The organism is Neobacillus drentensis, from assembly GCF_021560175.1.
In the GTDB taxonomy this organism is placed as follows: Bacteria; Bacillota; Bacilli; order Bacillales; family Cytobacillaceae; genus Neobacillus; species Neobacillus drentensis_A.
In genome coordinates this window covers 1,766,160-1,784,239 of record NZ_CP091110.1, presented here as the reverse complement: position 1 = coordinate 1,784,239, position 18,080 = coordinate 1,766,160, and the positions used below count along the sequence as shown (strand labels likewise).

General features: G+C 39.4%; 20 protein-coding genes and 1 other annotated feature. All 20 genes read right to left on the bottom strand.

The genetic code is table 11. The features are described 5' to 3' along the window. Positions 1-70 precede the first annotated feature (70 nt). The gene (locus L1999_RS08355) at positions 71-1,375 is read right to left on the bottom strand and encodes a solute carrier family 23 protein (protein WP_235743120.1); all 1,305 of its coding nucleotides are present in this window, start codon (positions 1,373-1,375) and stop codon (positions 71-73) included. Positions 1,376-1,547: 172 nt separating this feature from the next. Beyond that, complete coding sequence (pyrR, locus tag L1999_RS08350) at positions 1,548-2,090, bottom strand: bifunctional pyr operon transcriptional regulator/uracil phosphoribosyltransferase PyrR (protein WP_235743119.1); 543 nt, start codon at positions 2,088-2,090, stop codon at positions 1,548-1,550. Between the two features lie 191 nt (positions 2,091-2,281). Continuing rightward, the gene (locus L1999_RS08345) at positions 2,282-3,187 is read right to left on the bottom strand and encodes an RluA family pseudouridine synthase (RefSeq protein WP_235743118.1); all 906 of its coding nucleotides are present in this window, start codon (positions 3,185-3,187) and stop codon (positions 2,282-2,284) included. After that, the gene (lspA, locus tag L1999_RS08340; RefSeq protein ID WP_235743117.1) at positions 3,159-3,650 is read right to left on the bottom strand and encodes a signal peptidase II; all 492 of its coding nucleotides are present in this window, start codon (positions 3,648-3,650) and stop codon (positions 3,159-3,161) included. The genes L1999_RS08345 and lspA overlap by 29 nt, the downstream gene beginning before the upstream one ends. Positions 3,651-3,749: 99 nt before the next feature. Beyond that, a complete protein-coding gene (locus L1999_RS08335) occupies positions 3,750-4,043 on the bottom strand; it encodes a hypothetical protein (RefSeq protein ID WP_235743116.1) in 294 nt (97 codons plus the stop codon). A gap of 187 nt (positions 4,044-4,230) precedes the next feature. Continuing rightward, positions 4,231-7,002, bottom strand: a complete 2,772-nt coding sequence (gene ileS, locus L1999_RS08330; protein ID WP_235743115.1) for an isoleucine--tRNA ligase — start codon at positions 7,000-7,002, stop codon at positions 4,231-4,233. Positions 7,003-7,078: 76 nt separating this feature from the next. After that, positions 7,079-7,315, bottom strand: a binding site (T-box leader). Positions 7,316-7,365: 50 nt separating this feature from the next. Next, entirely contained in the window at positions 7,366-7,881 is a 516-nt protein-coding gene (locus tag L1999_RS08325; RefSeq protein WP_101647372.1) for a DivIVA domain-containing protein, read from the bottom strand. 85 nt (positions 7,882-7,966) lie between these two features. Continuing rightward, positions 7,967-8,740: a YlmH family RNA-binding protein gene (locus L1999_RS08320; protein ID WP_235743114.1), complete on the bottom strand. Its 774-nt coding sequence runs from the start codon at positions 8,738-8,740 to the stop codon at positions 7,967-7,969. A gap of 28 nt (positions 8,741-8,768) precedes the next feature. Continuing rightward, positions 8,769-9,032, bottom strand: coding sequence for a YggT family protein (locus L1999_RS08315; protein WP_235743113.1), 264 nt, complete (start codon positions 9,030-9,032; stop codon positions 8,769-8,771). Positions 9,033-9,037: 5 nt separating this feature from the next. After that, positions 9,038-9,517, bottom strand: coding sequence for a cell division protein SepF (locus L1999_RS08310; protein WP_235743112.1), 480 nt, complete (start codon positions 9,515-9,517; stop codon positions 9,038-9,040). 12 nt (positions 9,518-9,529) lie between these two features. Beyond that, the gene (locus tag L1999_RS08305) at positions 9,530-10,207 is read right to left on the bottom strand and encodes a YggS family pyridoxal phosphate-dependent enzyme (protein ID WP_235743111.1); all 678 of its coding nucleotides are present in this window, start codon (positions 10,205-10,207) and stop codon (positions 9,530-9,532) included. A 9-nt stretch (positions 10,208-10,216) separates the two neighbouring features. Continuing rightward, positions 10,217-11,032, bottom strand: a complete 816-nt coding sequence (pgeF, locus tag L1999_RS08300) for a peptidoglycan editing factor PgeF (RefSeq protein WP_235743110.1) — start codon at positions 11,030-11,032, stop codon at positions 10,217-10,219. A 69-nt stretch (positions 11,033-11,101) separates the two neighbouring features. Continuing rightward, entirely contained in the window at positions 11,102-11,371 is a 270-nt protein-coding gene (locus tag L1999_RS08295) for a YlmC/YmxH family sporulation protein (protein ID WP_215040715.1), read from the bottom strand. 88 nt (positions 11,372-11,459) lie between these two features. Then, positions 11,460-12,239: an RNA polymerase sporulation sigma factor SigG gene (gene sigG, locus L1999_RS08290; protein WP_215040714.1), complete on the bottom strand. Its 780-nt coding sequence runs from the start codon at positions 12,237-12,239 to the stop codon at positions 11,460-11,462. A gap of 215 nt (positions 12,240-12,454) precedes the next feature. Then, positions 12,455-13,174, bottom strand: coding sequence for an RNA polymerase sporulation sigma factor SigE (gene sigE, locus L1999_RS08285; RefSeq protein WP_215040713.1), 720 nt, complete (start codon positions 13,172-13,174; stop codon positions 12,455-12,457). A gap of 45 nt (positions 13,175-13,219) precedes the next feature. Further along, entirely contained in the window at positions 13,220-14,161 is a 942-nt protein-coding gene (gene spoIIGA, locus L1999_RS08280) for a sigma-E processing peptidase SpoIIGA (RefSeq protein WP_235743109.1), read from the bottom strand. Positions 14,162-14,376: 215 nt separating this feature from the next. Beyond that, entirely contained in the window at positions 14,377-15,513 is a 1,137-nt protein-coding gene (gene ftsZ / locus L1999_RS08275) for a cell division protein FtsZ (RefSeq protein WP_235743108.1), read from the bottom strand. Between the two features lie 34 nt (positions 15,514-15,547). Beyond that, entirely contained in the window at positions 15,548-16,849 is a 1,302-nt protein-coding gene (gene ftsA / locus L1999_RS08270) for a cell division protein FtsA (RefSeq protein ID WP_235743107.1), read from the bottom strand. Between the two features lie 123 nt (positions 16,850-16,972). After that, positions 16,973-17,335: a small basic family protein gene (locus L1999_RS08265; RefSeq protein WP_215040709.1), complete on the bottom strand. Its 363-nt coding sequence runs from the start codon at positions 17,333-17,335 to the stop codon at positions 16,973-16,975. Further along, positions 17,335-18,066 (bottom strand): DUF881 domain-containing protein, encoded by a 732-nt coding sequence (locus L1999_RS08260; RefSeq protein WP_235744291.1) that lies wholly within the window; start codon positions 18,064-18,066, stop codon positions 17,335-17,337. The genes L1999_RS08265 and L1999_RS08260 overlap by 1 nt, the downstream gene beginning before the upstream one ends. Positions 18,067-18,080 lie beyond the last annotated feature (14 nt).

Here is an 18,080-nt window from a genome sequence, read left to right as displayed (position 1 = left end):
GTCTCTTTGTTCAAGCTTTACACCCTTAGAAGCCTCACTGGACTTCATTTAAAAGGTTCTGTTCTAACAACTATGCAGTTTTACTATTTTCTTCTTCTGTACCAAACATATTCTCATCGGCCTCTTGTCTTCCTGGCAGAATTAAGTTTAACAGTACTCCGATGATGGCTGCTAATGCCATTCCTTGGATTTGAATATTATAAGGAAGTTTTACAATCGCTCCGCCGATCCCTAGAACCAGGATTACGGATGAGATCACTAGGTTTCGTTTGTCACCGAAATCAACTTTACTATCCACAAGCATTCTTAGCCCAGATGAAGCGATAATACCGAATAGCAGGATGGATACACCACCCATGACTGGTGTCGGAATCGTTTGGATTAATGCTGTTACCTTTCCGATAAATCCGAAGATAATCGCGAATACTGCTGCACCTGCAATGACGTAAACACTGTATACGCGAGTAATGGCTAAGACCCCGATGTTTTCACCATAAGTGGTTTTTGGAGGTCCGCCAATTAAAGATGAAATGATAGTTGCTGTTCCATCACCTAAAATCGATCGATGTAACCCCGGATTTTTAATGTAATCACGTCCTACAACCTTACTAAGAACTAGCTGATGACCGATATGCTCTGACAATGTAACAACCGCAATTGGGATAATTAGTGTGACTATATCCCAAGTAAATTTGACTTTATAGCTTACAAATGGAATGACGAATTCTGGCATCTCAAACCAATGTGCTTTTACAACCGGTGTGAAGTCAACAACTCCTACCACTAGTGCATAAATATAACCTACAATAATACCTGCCAAAATTGGGATAATACTTAACATTTTCTTTGCGTAAATTGAGAAAATAATCGTAGCAGCCAAAGTAACAAGACCCACAGAGAAATGTAGCATGCTGTATTTTCCAGCAGGGTTATTCATTGCCATTCCCACAGCAGTGGATGATAATGCTAAGCCGATAACGATAATAACAGGACCGACCACAATTGGAGGTAATAAATTCATTACCCAACGGTGCCCTGACTTACTAATAACTAAGGCAACAATTCCATAAAGAATCCCTGCTATAAATGTTCCAACCATGGCGGCTCCTGGGCCGCCTGTTTCATTCAATAATTTAATTGGGATAATGTAGGCAAAGGATGAGCCTAGGTAAGCTGGTACTTTCCCCTTTGTGATTAACAAAAATGCAAGGGTTCCAAGTCCACTTGAGATTAACGCAAGGGATGGACTTAAGCCAACCAGGTATGGTACAAGAATGGTTGAACCAAACATAGAGAATAAATGCTGTAAGCTTAACGTAAGCCATTGCGATGATTTTGGAATATCTGAAACATCTAAGACCGGTGTATTTTTCATTTTTTTTTGTTTCTCCTAATTTTATTTAGTTAATCTATATTGTCTGCTTTTTAGCCATAAAAAAACCCTCTTGTGTACATGAGGGTACAAAGAGGGTGTAGAAATGCCAATAGTTTCATGGCTTCTCCCCTTTGTCAGCCTCACAGGACTGCCTTTTAAAAGGGCGTGCTATTTATTTGTCAAAAATACCTACTTGATCAATTTTATCTACTTCCACCAATTCAACGACAATTTTTTCATCACTGGATGTTGGTACATTTTTGCCTACATAATCAGCTCTTACAGGAAGTTCACGATGCCCTCTGTCTACAAGGACTGCCAGCTGAATCGCTGCCGGTCGGCCAAAATCCATCAGCGCATCAAGTCCTGCTCTGACCGTTCTGCCTGTATATAATACATCATCAACCAGAATAACAATCTTATCACTGATATCAACTGGTATATCTGAACCCTTTACTAGCGGCTCTTGATTTTCTGTTTTTTTTGTTAAATCATCCCGATAAAGGGTTATATCAATTTCACCGACTGGGATTGGATTTCCTTCAATTTCCTCTATTCTTGAGGCTAGGCGTTTTGCCAAATAGATTCCCCTTGTACGAATACCTACAAGCACACATCCCTCAATCCCTTTATTCTTTTCGATAATTTGATGAGCAATCCTCGTAAGTGCCCGATTAATGGCTTGTTCATCAAGGACCAGAGCTTTTTGGTTCATTTTACACCTACTTTTTATTATCTTAAAATAAAAAACCTCTCACCGGTTTTGGCGAGAGGTAGATAAGTTAATTTTAGTTAAAGGCATAGTGGGCCTATAACTTAACCGTCTCCTTCTCAGCCTCACGGGACTGATTTAAAGGCTTATTAAACTATACTCATAGTACCCCATATTTGGGCTAGCGTCAATTATTATTTACGAAGTTGTTCAAGAAGACGTTCAAAATCCTCCGGCAGGGGCGCCTCAAATTCTAAATATTCTTTTGTTCTTGGATGGGTGAATCCAAGTATACCGGCGTGTAAGGCTTGTCCGTCAATATCTAATGTTTTTCTCGGACCATACTTTGGATCACCAGCAAGCGGATAGCCAATATATTTCATATGGACACGGATTTGGTGCGTTCTGCCTGTCTCTAATTGACATTCCACAAAGGTAAAATCCTTAAAACGTTCGATCACATGAAAATGCGTGACCGCATGTTTGCCGTTATCGACAACCGCCATACTTTGCCTATCCTTTGTATCCCTCGCTAGAGGTGCATCAATGGTGCCAAAATCATGAGGAATGACTCCGTGAACAATCGCTTTATATTTACGTGTAACCGTCTTTTCCACCAATTGATTTACAAGGCTCTCATGTGCCATATCGTTTTTCGCAACCATTAATAGTCCAGATGTATCTTTATCAATACGATGAACAATCCCCGGACGTAACACTCCATTAATCCCGGATAAATCCGTACAGTGTGCCATTAGGCCATTTACAAGTGTTCCAGACATATGCCCCGGGGCCGGATGAACTACCATTCCCCGCGGCTTATTAACCACTAATACATCTTTATCTTCATAATAAAAATCTAAATCCATTTCCTCTGGAATGACATCCAGTTCTTCAGGATCTGGGATATTAATTTCGATTTCATCATTTAAGCTGCATTTATAATTTGTTTTAACGGGTTGTCCATTAACCAGGACATTCCCATTTTTAATCCATTGCTGAACCTGTGTTCGTGACCATTCTTCGTCTAAACCTGAGATGACCTTGTCAATTCGGTCGCCTTTTTGATCTTCAAGAATGGTGTGTTCCATTTTCTCCATATGATTTCTCCTTTGATCCCCGCTCATCTAGCAGCATTTGAATCATTAACAAAATGACACCAATAACTAATGCTGAATCAGCAATATTAAAGACTGGAAAATTATAGTTAAAAATATACGCATGGATAAAGTCAACTACTTCTTTTCTCAAGACACGATCAATAAAATTTCCAATCGCACCTCCAAGCATTAATGCTAAAGAAACTCCTAATAACACCTTTCCTCGTGCAGCTTTGTGCAGATAAAACATAATGGCTACAATAACCACAATAGTAATAACATAAAAAAGCCACATTTGGCCTTGGAGAATCCCCCACGCAGCTCCACGATTGCGATGAGAGGTAATATACAAAACATTATTAATGATTGTAATACTCTCCCCTAAAAACATGTTGTTTACGATTAGCCATTTTGTAAATTGGTCTAATAAAATTACAAAAATTGCGATTAAGTAATAAAACACTTAAAAATACCTCCACATTAAGCTGACTAGAGTCAGCAATAAGCTTTTCTAATCTCCTTTGCATTTTAGCATACTTAATCGCAAAACGACAATGTAACATTATAAAAAAGCAGTTGAAAGGGGCTTTTTGTAATAGTGTTCTAATTCCTTTGAATCCTTAACCGACCTGATGGTAGGTAGCATTTTAAGTAAATCATCAGGGATCAATTCACCAGAAATCTCACATTGGCCAAATTTCCCATCCTCGACCTTTTGAATAGCGGTATTAATGTCTTTAAGCTCTGCCATTAAAATAGAGGTGAGCCACTGTTGCTTTTGTTGCTTAAGAGAGTTCTCAATTTCTTCCTTCGTTTGACGGAGTTCTAAAAACAGCTTTTCCTGCATGGCATTCATAGTTGTTACCTCCGTAATTTGTCATTTGTACTATTATCTCCGCAGAATCATTCCTGACACGATAAAACAATTGACAACGACTACAACTATTAGCGAAAAAGGTAAATTTTAAAAATACTGATTTTCTCGAATATGGTATAACAATATAGAAAAAGCCCCTTGCCTGTTGTTGGCAAGGGGCTAAACATTATGCTAGATGTGAATAATTTCCTTTAACTACATTGGCACAACGCGGACAAAGGGTACTATGCTCTGGGTCTTGACCCACTTCTGGTGTTACAATCCAGCAGCGTTCACATGTTTCACCTTCAGCTTTTGTCACTACAATTGCGGCTGTTTCTAATTTCACAGCATTTTCAGGTGCCTGATCATACGATCCAGCCACTTCAAAGCCGGAAACAATAAACAACTGCTTCAAATCTTCACTGATAGAATCCAACAGTGCTTTTGATTTTTCATTTACATATAAAGCTACCTTAGCCGTTAAAGACTTACCGATTACTTTCTGATTACGGGCTTCTTCAAGAGCTTTTAACACATCGTCTCGGAGCGTCATGAAAGCAGACCATTTTTCCTCGAGAGCTTCTGCCCCTGCTAACTCCTGATACTCCGGCAGGTCTGTTAATTGGACACTTTCCTCTTTTACCGCAGGAATAAACTGCCAAACCTCATCAGCTGTATGTGAAAGAATTGGAGAAACCAATTTAGTTAACGCTAGCAGTGATTCATATAACACCGTTTGAATAGCACGGCGCTCGTGATTATCGGCAGCCTCAATATAAAGAACATCCTTTGCAAAATCAAGATAAAATGCACTTAAATCTAACGTACAGAAATTATTGACAGCATGATAAATGCCCGCAAACTCATAGTTCTCATAAGCATTTCGTACATAATTGATTAATTTATTCAGTTTTACAAGCATAAACTGATCCACTTCACGTAAGTTTGCGTAATCTACTTTGTTTACAGTCGGATCAAAGTCTGCTAAGTTTCCTAACAAGAAACGGAAAGTGTTCCGGATTTTACGGTAAACCTCTGCCACTTGTTTTAGGATCGCATCGGATACACGAACATCTGACTGGTAGTCAACCGATGCTACCCAAAGGCGTAAAATATCGGCACCTAATTGATTCATAACCTTTGCTGGAACGACGACATTTCCAATTGATTTACTCATCTTTCTTCCTTCTCCGTCAAGAGCAAAGCCGTGGCTAAGTACACCTTTGTATGGAGCCTTACCGGTAACAGCAACAGCCGTTGATAATGATGAGTTAAACCAGCCGCGATATTGGTCTGAACCTTCAAGATAAAGGTCTGCTGGTCTTACTAAATCTTCCCTCTCAAGCAGTACGGCCTGATGGGATGAACCAGAATCAAACCAAACATCCATAATATCCGTTTCTTTAGTGAATGTTCCATTCGGACTTCCTGGATGTGTAAATCCCTCAGGAAGTAAATCTTTTGCTTCCCGTTCGAACCAAACATTGGAACCATTCTCACGGAATAGGTTAGAAATATGTTCAATTGTTTCATCCGTAATAATTTCCTCGCCATTCTCCGCATAGAATACTGGAATAGGAACACCCCAAACACGCTGACGAGAGATACACCAATCACCACGGTCGCGAACCATATTAAATAATCTTGTTTCTCCCCAGGCAGGAACCCATTTGGTTTCTTTTACAGCTTCTAATAGTTCATCCCGGAAATCTTTAATGGAAGCGAACCATTGGGCTGTCGCACGGAAAATAACCGGTTTCTTGGTTCTCCAGTCATGCGGATAAGAGTGCGTGATAAATGATAGCTTTAATAATGCTCCTGCCTCTTCTAAGGCTTGGGCAATTGGCTTATTAGCTGTATCGTAAAATAAACCTTCAAACCCTTCGGCCTCACTTGTCATCACACCCTTATCATCTACAGGACATAACACATCTAGACCATATTTCTGACCAACATAGAAGTCATCTTCACCATGACCTGGAGCTGTATGAACACATCCAGTACCAGCATCCGTAGTAACGTGTTCCCCTAACATCACTAGAGAATCACGACCGTATAATGGATGAGCAGCGATGATATATTCTAGTTCTGAGCCTTTGACCTTTTGAACGACTTCTGTTTCTTCCCAACCTACCTCTTTGGTAACAGCCTCTAATAATGCCTCTGCGACGAGGTATTTCCCACCGTTTACGGCAACGACCACATAGTTTAAATCAGGATGTACGGAAATTCCGAGGTTAGCCGGAATCGTCCAAGGGGTTGTTGTCCAAATGACAATGCTTGTATCAGTATCTAGGACACCTTTGCCGTCTTTAACTTTAAAGCCAACGTAGATAGACGCAGATTTTTTATCTTGGTATTCAATTTCAGCTTCAGCCAAAGCTGATTCACTTGATGGAGACCAATAAACAGGCTTTTTGCCTTTATAGATGTAGCCTTTTTTGGCCATCTCGCCAAACACTTTAATTTGCTGTGCTTCGTATTCAGGTTTGAGGGTAATGTATGGATTCTCCCAATCCCCCCGAACACCAAGACGCTTAAATTGTGTCCGCTGATTATCAATTTGTTCAAGGGCATACTTTGTACAAAGTTCCCGGAATTCAGCAATCGTCATTTCTTTCCGTTTAACACCTTTATTGGTTAAAGCCTGTTCAATCGGTAACCCATGTGTATCCCAGCCAGGTACATACGGAGCATGAAAACCGCTCATTGATTTGTAACGGACAATCATGTCTTTTAAGATCTTATTTAGAGCATGCCCCATATGGATATCTCCATTAGCGTATGGAGGCCCATCATGAAGGACAAACATTGGACGTCCCTTTGTCCGCTCTTGTACTTTTTGATAAATGTTCATTTCTTCCCATTTAGCCTGTAAGTCAGGTTCTCTTTGGGGAAGGTTTCCACGCATCGGAAATTCTGTTTTTGGCATTAAAAGCGTGTCTTTATATTCCATTTTCCTTTTCCTCCTAAAATCCTTGTTCATATAATCAGAATCGGGAATAGACAAATAAAAAAACCTTCTCATCCCAAATAGGGACGAGAAGGTTTTTTCCCGCGGTACCACCCTGATAGATAATACCCATTCGTACTATCCTCTTTACCATTCGTAACGTGAATAACACGCCTAAGCCTACTATCCCGATTGGGGTTTCAACCTGGAACTCGAGGGTGATCTTCCAATTTTTCAACTTTATCGGGCTTTCACCACCCCCGACTCGCTAGAAAAGTCTCGAGAAAAATTGTACTGTCCCTTTCATCGTCAATTTCCATTCTATTTACTATGTCTAAAAATTATATGCTAATAAAATGCATTTCGTCAAGCTAATGAATCTTCTTCTTCATGAATCTTTAATTCTGTTGCATCGACTTCATACTCTAATAAATGATCCCAATCATCTGTATTCAGCATATCGAGCTGTGCTTCAATCAACATTTTAAAACGAGTCCGGAATACTTTTGATTGTTTCTTTAAGTCTTCAATTTCTAGGGCAATTTTTCTTGCTTTTGAAAGGGATTCATTCACAATCCGATCGGCATTTTTCTCGGCTTCTTTGATGATCAGTTTCGCTTCCTTTTGGGCATTGCGTTTTACTTCTTCCCCAGCCTCTTGGGCAATAATGATTGATTTATTGAGTGTTTCTTCAATATTTACAAAATGGCCTAGACGCTCATTCATCTCATTGAGGCGTTCTTCCAATTCTCTTTTTTCTCTAAGAACAAGTTCATAATCCTTGATTACCTGGTCAAGAAATTCATTTACTTCATCTTCATCATACCCGCGAAATCCTTTATTAAACTCTTTATTATGAATATCTAACGGCGTTAACGGCATTAAAGCCACCTCCATGCATTCTGTACTTCCATATGTATAAGCAAATATTCGACAAGTTTTTCCGAAAATCCTGCTGCATTTACAATTATTTTTGTTTCCCTACAGTAATTCGCCATTTTTCTTTTTTTGTTTTGCCATCCAAACCGATAATTTTGGCTCGTCCGTGTCCTCTTACGGAGAGCATATCACCTGCTTCACATGGAAAAGAAGGATTCTCGATCGAAGTCCAGTTCACTTTGACTAGTCCATGCTGAATTAAGGCAAGGGATTTTTGCCTGGATAGATGATAAATTCCCGATATAACCGTATCGAGTCGTAAGGATGACAATGTTAACTCATTCTCATCCCAAACTGCGGCAGCAGCTACGGCATTTTCGATACCTGTTTCAACTAATCTTACTCCTGCCCTGCCTATTGATTCGACATTGTTCTTTATATATGGACTTATCTCTTTAGCAGCAAAAAATTGAACCAGCCCCTCACTTATCAGAATGTCACCAAATTTCCCGCGTTTGAGACCTACTGACATGAGTGTCCCTAAAACCTGCCGGTGTTCAATCGTGACAAACTTTCGCGGGTATTGAATTTCAAATAAACTGATTTGAAAATCATCTTCATTCGGAATTAAATATTCCGGATAAATGAGGGCCCTGTTTCTTTCTAAACCAGATATCCCGCCAAAGAACTGATATTTTACCTCGCCATGCTCACCGAGGAGCATTTTGAGAATATGCTGCTCTCTAGGGTCGAGGAAATCAGTTAGCTTAGGGGCGTATTGCTGCTCCACATTGCTTTTCCATTGTAAGACCTGATCAATAAATTCCCGTTCCTCTGGACGGAAATGCTGATAAATATTCATCCCTTTTAACACAACCTATTTTTCATTGTTATACAAGCCACCTGTACACACTGCCTAAACCGGTGGTGGCAAAATTTAAAACAAGGAATGCCACAATCGGAGAAATATCCATCATTCCAATTGGGGGAATGATCTTTCTAAATGGCTCTAAATAAGGTTCACAAATTCTTGTCAAAAATCTTCCAATCATCGTTTCTCTTGCATTTGGAAACCAAGACATCAATATATATATAATTAACGCCCATGAATAAATATTGATTAATTTTATTAATAAGGTAAAGATAAAAGCCATTCACATTACCACCTTGTATTAGGGTTATGGTGTTCAGGAAGGAAATCTGTAATATTCCCAGTGACTTCTACATTATCGGGAGTACATAAAAAAATACTTGAGCCGATTTTTTGAATGTCTCCACCTATCGCGTATACGACTCCACTTAAGAAATCAACGATCTGACGGCCTTCAGTCTGGTCAATACTTTGCAGGTTTACGACCACAGCGCGACGATTTTTTAAATGATCGGCAATCTCTGTTGATTCTGAATACGTTATAGGCTCCAGTATGATTACTTTTGAGGATTTTGTTGTATTAGTTGCAGTAGTCGCAGTAGTTGTTCCGACAGGCTTTGGGATACTTTGAAAACTAACAACGTTTTGACTTTTAACAGGCTGTTGTTTTTGTTTAACTGGAACGGTCTTCTCTACAACTTCTTCATTGTTATTATCATATTCATCATCTAAAAAGAAAAATGTTTTTAGTTTTGATTTAATCGTCATTTTCTTCTCTCCTTAACCGTCTTCACCGACAAGTGCCGTGCCAATTCTAATCATGGTTGCCCCTTCTTCAATGGCGATAGCAAAATCATTGGACATTCCCATTGAAAGATTTGAACATGGCGCAAACTCTAACTGCAGGCTCTGAACTTGCCCCCGAAGCTCTCTTAACTTCCGAAAACAATCCCGAAGAATTTGTTCATCATCTGTTAATGGAGCCATAGTCATGAGTCCATCCACCACAATGTGTTCATAGCTTGAAAGAGCTTTGATAAAAGGAATAGCTTCTTCTAAAGAAAGACCGTGTTTCGATGCTTCACCAGAAACATTGACTTGAACAAGGCATTTCATTTGATGGTTTGCACGCTTATTTATTTCTTCTGCAAGGGATAAGCGGTCCAATGAATGAATATAGTCAACTTTATCAATAATATTTTTAACTTTGCGTGTTTGCAATGATCCAATATAATGCCATGTAGGCTTGTCCTGTAATACTTCCCACTTTTCTAAAAGACTGTCATCACGGTTTTCACCAAGATGATGAATACCTGCCCCCAGTGCTTCTTCAGCTCGTTCAATGCTGACGTATTTAGTCACCGCAATTAAAGTTACCTCTTCACTGCTTCGATTCACTTTATGGCAGGCCTCATTTATTTGCAGGTTAATGCGCTTTAGATTTTCTGCTACTTTCATCTTGAATAATTACTCCTTCCAGCCAATAAAACTCATCATTCTTCCTGTTCTGCCTTTATCACGGCGATGAGAGAAAAATTCCTCTTGATCGCAGCTAGAACATAGGCCTGTTTGAAGAATATTTTGCTCCGGAACACCGGACCCAAGAAGAATCTGTTTATTTAGTTCCTGTAGATTAAGGGAATATTGCCCTTCACTAATTAAATTATAGGTGAATGCCGCGCCTTCTACTAGTGATTTTTCTACAAAGTTTATAACATGTTGATCAACCATATAACATTTTTCGCAAATGGAAGGTCCAATTGCGACATAAATCCCCTCTGGCCTAATCCCCTCTTGGCCCCATGTGTCTATCATTTTTTTGGCGATTTGACCAACGCTCCCTTTCCAGCCAGCGTGAGCGATACCAATCATTCTTCTCTCTGGGGCAATAAAAAAAAGAGGGACACAGTCAGCAAAACAAAGTGTTAACAGGATTCCCTCTTCATCCGTATAAAATCCATCAGTACCTTTAAAGGCATTTTCGTATGAATCGGATCCAATTCCACGATCGGTTTTTGTTATTTTCTTAAGGATCGTATCGTGTGTTTGTTCAGCACCAGTCCAGCTGCTTAACGGAAACTCCAGCAATTCCGCGACTTTTTCTCTATTTGAGCAAACAGCGGATACATCATCACCAACATGAAATCCAAGGTTTAGGGTCTTATAGTCTCCCTTGCTCGTCCCGCCATTTTTGGTTGTGAAACCGGCCGTCAACTTCGGGAAACGTCTCATCCAACTATCAATTGATAAATAGGATTGATTATTTTTAACAAAAGGTTCCATCCAATTACCTCTTTTGTTTTTCTATAGTTTACCATGAAAAGAAATTTTGGTCACCGCAAATGAAAGATATTAAACTTCTGTCTGCTCCCCTATCAATTCAGTGCTGCCTTTATATCTAACCAAAATGACGTCATGCCCTATTTTAAGGATATTTTTCCACGGTATGATGATATCTTCATCTTTACCAAAAAAACCAAGAACTCTGCCGCCCCCAGAAATGATTACTGCCTCAATTTTCCCAGTTGTTAAATTAATCTCGATATCCCCAATATTCCCCAGCCTTTTACCATCCGATACATTTACAACATCTTTTATTTGGAATTCCGAAATTTTCACCACATCACCACTCCCGCTCCATACTATTACCACTATATGTTGGCACGGGCTATTTTATCTATAAAAAATAAAGCTGTCCGATTGGACAGCTTTAACTTTGAATGTTTTTGTTCATTTGTCTAATTGCTGCTTTCTCAAGGCGTGAGACCTGAGCTTGAGAAATACCAATTTCATCTGCGACTTCCATTTGTGTTTTCCCTTGGAAGAATCGCTTTCTAAGGATCAGCTTTTCACGTTCGTTTAATCTTCGCATGCCCTCCTTAAGGGCAATTTCTTCAATCCAATTAATATCTTTATTTTTTTCATCACTTAGCTGGTCCATTACATAAATGGGGTCACCGCCATCATTATAGATGGGTTCAAATAAGGAGACCGGATCTTGAATTGCATCCAATGCAAAAACGATTTCCTCATGCGGTACTTCCAAGACCTTTGCAATTTCCTCTGCAGTTGGTTCACGTGAGGTTTCGCTCATCAATCGTTCCCTCACCTGTAGCGCCTTATAGGCAATATCTCGTAAGGAACGCGACACACGAATTGGATTATTATCACGCAAATACCTTCGAATTTCTCCTATGATCATTGGTACGGCATAAGTGGAAAACTTTACGTTTTGACCTAAATCGAAGTTATCAATTGATTTCATGAGTCCAATACAGCCAACCTGAAATAAATCATCAACAAACTCGCCACGATTGTTAAACCGCTGAATGACGCTCAGGACAAGACGTAAATTACCGTTGACAAGCTTTTCACGAGCACTTATATCGCCCTCTTGCATTTGCTTGAAGAGTATTCTCATTTCTTCGTTCTTTAAAACAGGAAGTTTTGATGTGTCTACACCGCAAATTTCAACTTTATTTCGAGTCAATCCTTTTCCCTCCTCACAGGAGCTGCTGTACAAAAAACAGTATCTCCCCGAGAAGGAAAAATATGCACCAGTCCTTACCATCGGACTGATGCATATTTGTCGAAAAATGCGATGACATCATGAATTGAATAGGTTTTTGGAATGGAAAAATTTTTCTTTTAAAGATAAAACTTTACAGTAATTGCAATTAGTCTGTTCTTAAGTCCTTTCCGTTTCTAAACCATTTTATTGAATTCTTTCCGCAGTCTTTTGATAATTCTTTTTTCTAATCTGGATATATAGGATTGGGATATCCCAAGCATATCGGCCACATCCTTCTGGGTTTTTTCTTCTCCATTTGTAAGGCCAAACCTTAGTTCCATAATTTGCTTTTCTCGGTCCGTAAGCTGATGCAATGCTTTGGTCAGCAGCTTACGATCGACACTTGCCTCTAAATCTTTTGTAATAATATCATCGTCTGTTCCTAAAACATCTGATAGGAGCAGCTCGTTACCATCCCAATCGATGTTCAACGGTTCATCAAACGATACTTCTGATCGTATTTTATTATTCCGTCTTAAGTACATAAGAATTTCATTTTCAATGCATCGCGATGCATATGTAGCTAGTTTTATTTTCTTTTCAGGATTAAACGTATTGACTGCTTTGATCAATCCAATTGTTCCAATACTAATCAGATCCTCAATATTGATGCCTGTATTCTCAAATTTCCTCGCAATGTACACAACGAGACGTAGATTTCGTTCGATTAGGATTGATCTTGCAGCCTTATCACCACCAGGAAGCTTTTTCAACAAAACCTCTTCTTCGTCCTTACTCAAAGGAGGTGGTAAAGCTTCGCTTCCGCCGATGTAATAAACTTCATCTGTTTTAAGACCCAGTTTTAGTAGCAATTTATACCAATAGTAAGTTAAGCGAAATCTCCATTTTTTCATGTATGTTCCTCCTTCTAAAAAATGTTCTGATTGAGTATAGTAATATTAACTTACCTTCACAGCCCCTCCTTGCCGCTTAGTTCCCGTCAGCATTTTGGGATGAACAATGCATTGGAAGGCATCATCAACCGAGAGCTGCTGCATCGTAAACGAAACAAGACCCTTTTCACATACATATTGATCTCCGTTATGTTCGATTAAAATGAGATCGGGTTTAATGGCAACAATCAGCTGGTGCTCTTGTCCAACGACTCGGCACGGAATGATTCTTAGCCTATTCTGCCAATCATTAGGCACATCCTGACTTCCCAATATGAACTGTTCTGGATCGGCCGCTGCCAGCCTGTTAATTGATTCTGGAACAGCTTCACTTTGATTTTGTAGAGAGACAATCATAACAGGGAGTTTAGACAACGGATCATACAGTTGATTTCCACTATCAACCAATCCCTTGAAATGCATCCTTTCTTCGGAGATATGGAGTTGAACACTGACAATTTGTTCGAATTGTATTTTTGTCATTTCCATACCTTCTACATTTTTTCTTGCAAAGTGCCAGGCCAGCGGAAAGCCAATCAGTACAAACAGCCAGCTAATCGGGTCACCAAATCCCTTCACACTGGAAGACAGAACCTTTACGGACAGCTCTAAATCAGATTGAATGAAATAATGGGCACCCATTAAGCCTCCGCCAATCAAAAAAGTAGAAACATATAGCGTCATTAAGGCCTTAAAGAAAAAGGTTAACCGTTTAAATCCAAAAGTGCATAGTACCATCAACATCGAACAAATAAGTTTTGAGATCGGATGGCTGGTATAGGCATTTAGTGGTGTAAACGATAATAAAATAATCATTGAACCTATAAATCCACCGGCAAGTAATCTCCAGATTTGTATTCTTCTTTTAAGAAATATAGCCGTTAAGTACAGGAGAAGGCTATCGAATAACAAATTAAGAGCCCAAATTACATCAAGATAAACTGTCAAGCCAGCTTCCTCCTTAATTCAGCTATTGGCTTATGTTTCTATTCTTCTGTTTACGAAAAAGTATAACGTACTTTACTAGCGGAAGTGTGTCACTTTCTGTAATCAAAAAATCAGAAATTTTCACAAAAGCAAACGGAATTTGTCATATTTATATAGTTGAAAATATGAAAAAGGCGCAGTCCCTAGTGGAACTGCGCCTCTTTCATCTAAAAAAATTATCTTCTTCTATTTCGATTACGTAAGAATGTTGGGATATCTAGTGCATCCTCTTGAGAAACATTGGTATTGTTGCGGACTGGTTCCTGCGGAGCTTCTTCACGTTTGTGTTCTCTCTTAACAGGGTTAACAGTCGGTTTCACTTGTCCAAAAGATGGTCGTGTAACTTTTGGCTGGGCCACTTCTTCATTAAAGCCCGTTGCAATAACCGTAACAATAATTTCGTCTTTTAACGTTTCATTGATAACAGAACCGAAGATCATATTTACTTCTTGATCGGTTGCTGTGGCAACGATATCGGCCGCTTCTTGAACCTCATAAAGACTTAAGTTAGATCCACCGGTAATATTCATTAGGACACCTTGAGCACCATCGATCGATGTCTCTAGTAGAGGAGAATTGATTGCCTTTTTAGCCGCTTCAGTTGCTCGATTTTCACCGGCAGCAACTCCGATACCCATTAAAGCGGAACCTTTATTAGACATAATCGTTTTTACGTCAGCGAAGTCTAAGTTAATTAATCCTGGTGTAGCAATTAAGTCAGAGATACCCTGAACACCTTGACGCAATACATTATCTGCTTCACGGAATGCTTCAAGCATAGGCGTACTTTTATCAACAATTTCAAGAAGACGATCATTTGGAATCACAATGAGCGTATCAACCGCTTCTTTCATTGACCCAATTCCGCCTGACGCCTGGTTCGAACGCTTTTTACCCTCGAAGGTAAATGGTCGAGTGACAACACCTACCGTTAAGGCACCTAAATCACGGGCGATTTGTGCAATAACCGGCGCTGCACCAGTACCGGTTCCGCCACCCATCCCAGCTGTAACAAAGACCATATCGGCACCTCTTAGCGCCTCTTCAATTTGTTCCTTGCTTTCTTCTGCAGCCTTTTTACCTACCTCTGGATTAGCACCTGCTCCAAGACCGCGGGTAAGTTTGGCACCAATTTGCATTTTAACTTCTGCTTTTGATAGATTTAAGGCTTGTGCATCTGTATTAACGGCGATAAATTCTACGCCCTGAACTCCATGTTCAATCATTCGGTTTACTGCGTTATTGCCTCCGCCGCCAACTCCGATTACTTTTATTGTTGCAAGAGAATCTAAATTTGTATCAAATTCTAACATGACAAATCCTCCTAATTCGTTGATTTACTATTTCTTATTCGAAAAAGTAACCAAGGAATTTTTTTACTTTTGATGACATTTTTTCTTCAGGTTGTTTTTCTACCTTAGTTTTAGGTTGATGTTGTTTTGGTATTCTTTTTTCGACTGGCTCCGAAACCGACACCGCAGAGGTTGATCCATTGGTTCCTCCAGGTAGTCTAGCATTCTTGTAAGCATACTTAATTAAGCCAACCGCTGTTGTATATTGAGGTTCTCTTACACCTATATAGTCAGGTGAGGCAATACGGACTGGATTTTGGAACATATCTTGAGCAAGTTCCAACAAACCTTGCATTTTTGCTGATCCGCCTGTTAAGACAAAACCACCAGGTAAATCCATTACACCCATACGTTTCAATTCATTTGCGATCAGTTCAAAAATTTCTTCCATTCTAGCTTCAATAATTTCAGACACATAGAGTTGGTTAAATTGCTGATGCTGGTCACTGCCGATGATTGGTACGCTGAAGAACTCATCTTCCGAGGCATTATCATAGAAGGCATGTCCATATTTTATCTTAATATTTTCAGCATCCTCTGTTGAGGTATGCAAAACTTTAGAAAGATCATTTGTTAGCAGATCACCGCCAACTGGAATCACACTGGTTGCTTTTAAGAATCCTTCTTCGAACACAGCAATCGTAGTGGACCCTCCGCCGATATCGATCATGGCAACACCCAGATTCTTCTCATCTCTTGATAAGGCAAAATCTCCTGCTGCCAAAGGCTGCAGGATAATATCTAAAATTTCTAGGCCTGCACGTTCCACACAGCGTAAAGTGTTGATGATTATCGATTTGGAACCAGTTATCAGAGTTCCTTCCATTTCTAGACGAACACCAATCATCCCGCGAGGATCATTAATTTCATCCTTACCATCAAGAATAAATTGTTTTCGAATAACACCAATGTTTTCTCTTTCCGGTGGTATAGAACCGACGTGAGATGCCTCAATTACACGAATGACGTCCTCATTAGTTATTTCCCGGTTTTGGCTTGAAACAGCTACAATACCGTGACAGTTATGAAGCATGATGTCTCTTCCAGATATACCGACCACTACTTCGCGGATTTCCATTCCGATCATTCTTTCTGCCTGCTCAATTGCCCGCTTAATAGAATGAACGGTATCATCCATGTCAACAATCGACCCTTTACGCAAACCTTCTGATTTCACATTTCCAACACCAATTATGTTTAACGTGTCTTTTCCAGAGTCATTGACCATTTCACCAATGATTACTTTTACACTGGATGTACCGATGTCAAGACTAACATATATTTCATTGCTGTTCATTCTATGGCACCTCCTTTTAATCTCCTTGGGAAGAACAACAATTTCATTTTTCGTCCTATACTAGTTTCATAGTCATATCTTATAAAATTATTCGTCACAACTACATATTTCCCTTTAAAAAATTCAACTTTTTTCTATTTTTTCTTTGTTTGTTGACCATTTTGTCAATAATATTCTCCGTATCACGGCAATATTTTGAAACAATCTGACACCAAACGCAAAAACTGCTGCTAAATACAAGTCTACACCAAGATGAACACCGAGAAAAGCTAAACTTGCTGCAAGGACAATATTAAAAAAGAATCCTGATACAAACACCTTTTCATCATATATATTTTGCAGGTATGCTCGAATTCCTCCGAAAAGTGTGTCAAAAGCTGCCAAAATAGCAATCGACAAATAATTGGAATACTCCTCAGGGATTCGAAGTTCCGTTAGTAACCCAAGAATGATACCAATTACCAGTCCCATAAAAGGAAGCCACATTAGGAACCGCCTCCTTCTTTAATCGGCTCCATGTACTTCACCCGGATCGAATTATCATAGGCGGGTATCGTAATGTCGGGATTTGATGCCGACACCTCAAGTCTTAAGCTTTCAGTGAAAAACTCATCCCTGGCTTTTGATACCTTCATCCGATTTGATAAATTTTCCGCCGCATTCATATCATCTACGCCTATTTTAATCTCAATTGGCAGTCCTTTTATGGTATGCCCATCAATTTTTGTTTCTCCATTTATATCTCTAATGACAGTGGTATTAATGACCCTTTGACCATCTATTGCCACGTATTTGGCTTCATACATATTCAGTTCGTTTAATAACCTTTTTAAAAGTTCGGGCGAAACCGAATCTTCCACTGGGGCTCCCAGCTGAATATCTTCCATCACCGGTTCAATCAAGAGCGTGATCCCAGGACCGGTGATGTCTGTTAATCCTGCCTCCCCTTTTAACTCCTCTAACGTATCATTTAATGCTTGTTCCTTACTTTGTTTTTGCTTAGATTCATAGGCTGATAGTTTTTCTTCGTTAGAACGAATCTCACTTAGTAAATTAAATTGTAGTTCTTTTTCCTTTAGGAGCGCCTCTCGAAGCTGCCATATATCTCGTGTATCACGTTCTACTGGTTTCTTCACTGTTTGAAATTGAATCGCGATCATAAATCCAACCAAAGTCGCTATTAAGGTAAAGCTTAAATTTATCTTCCGCTTGTCCACTTTTTTCACCTGAC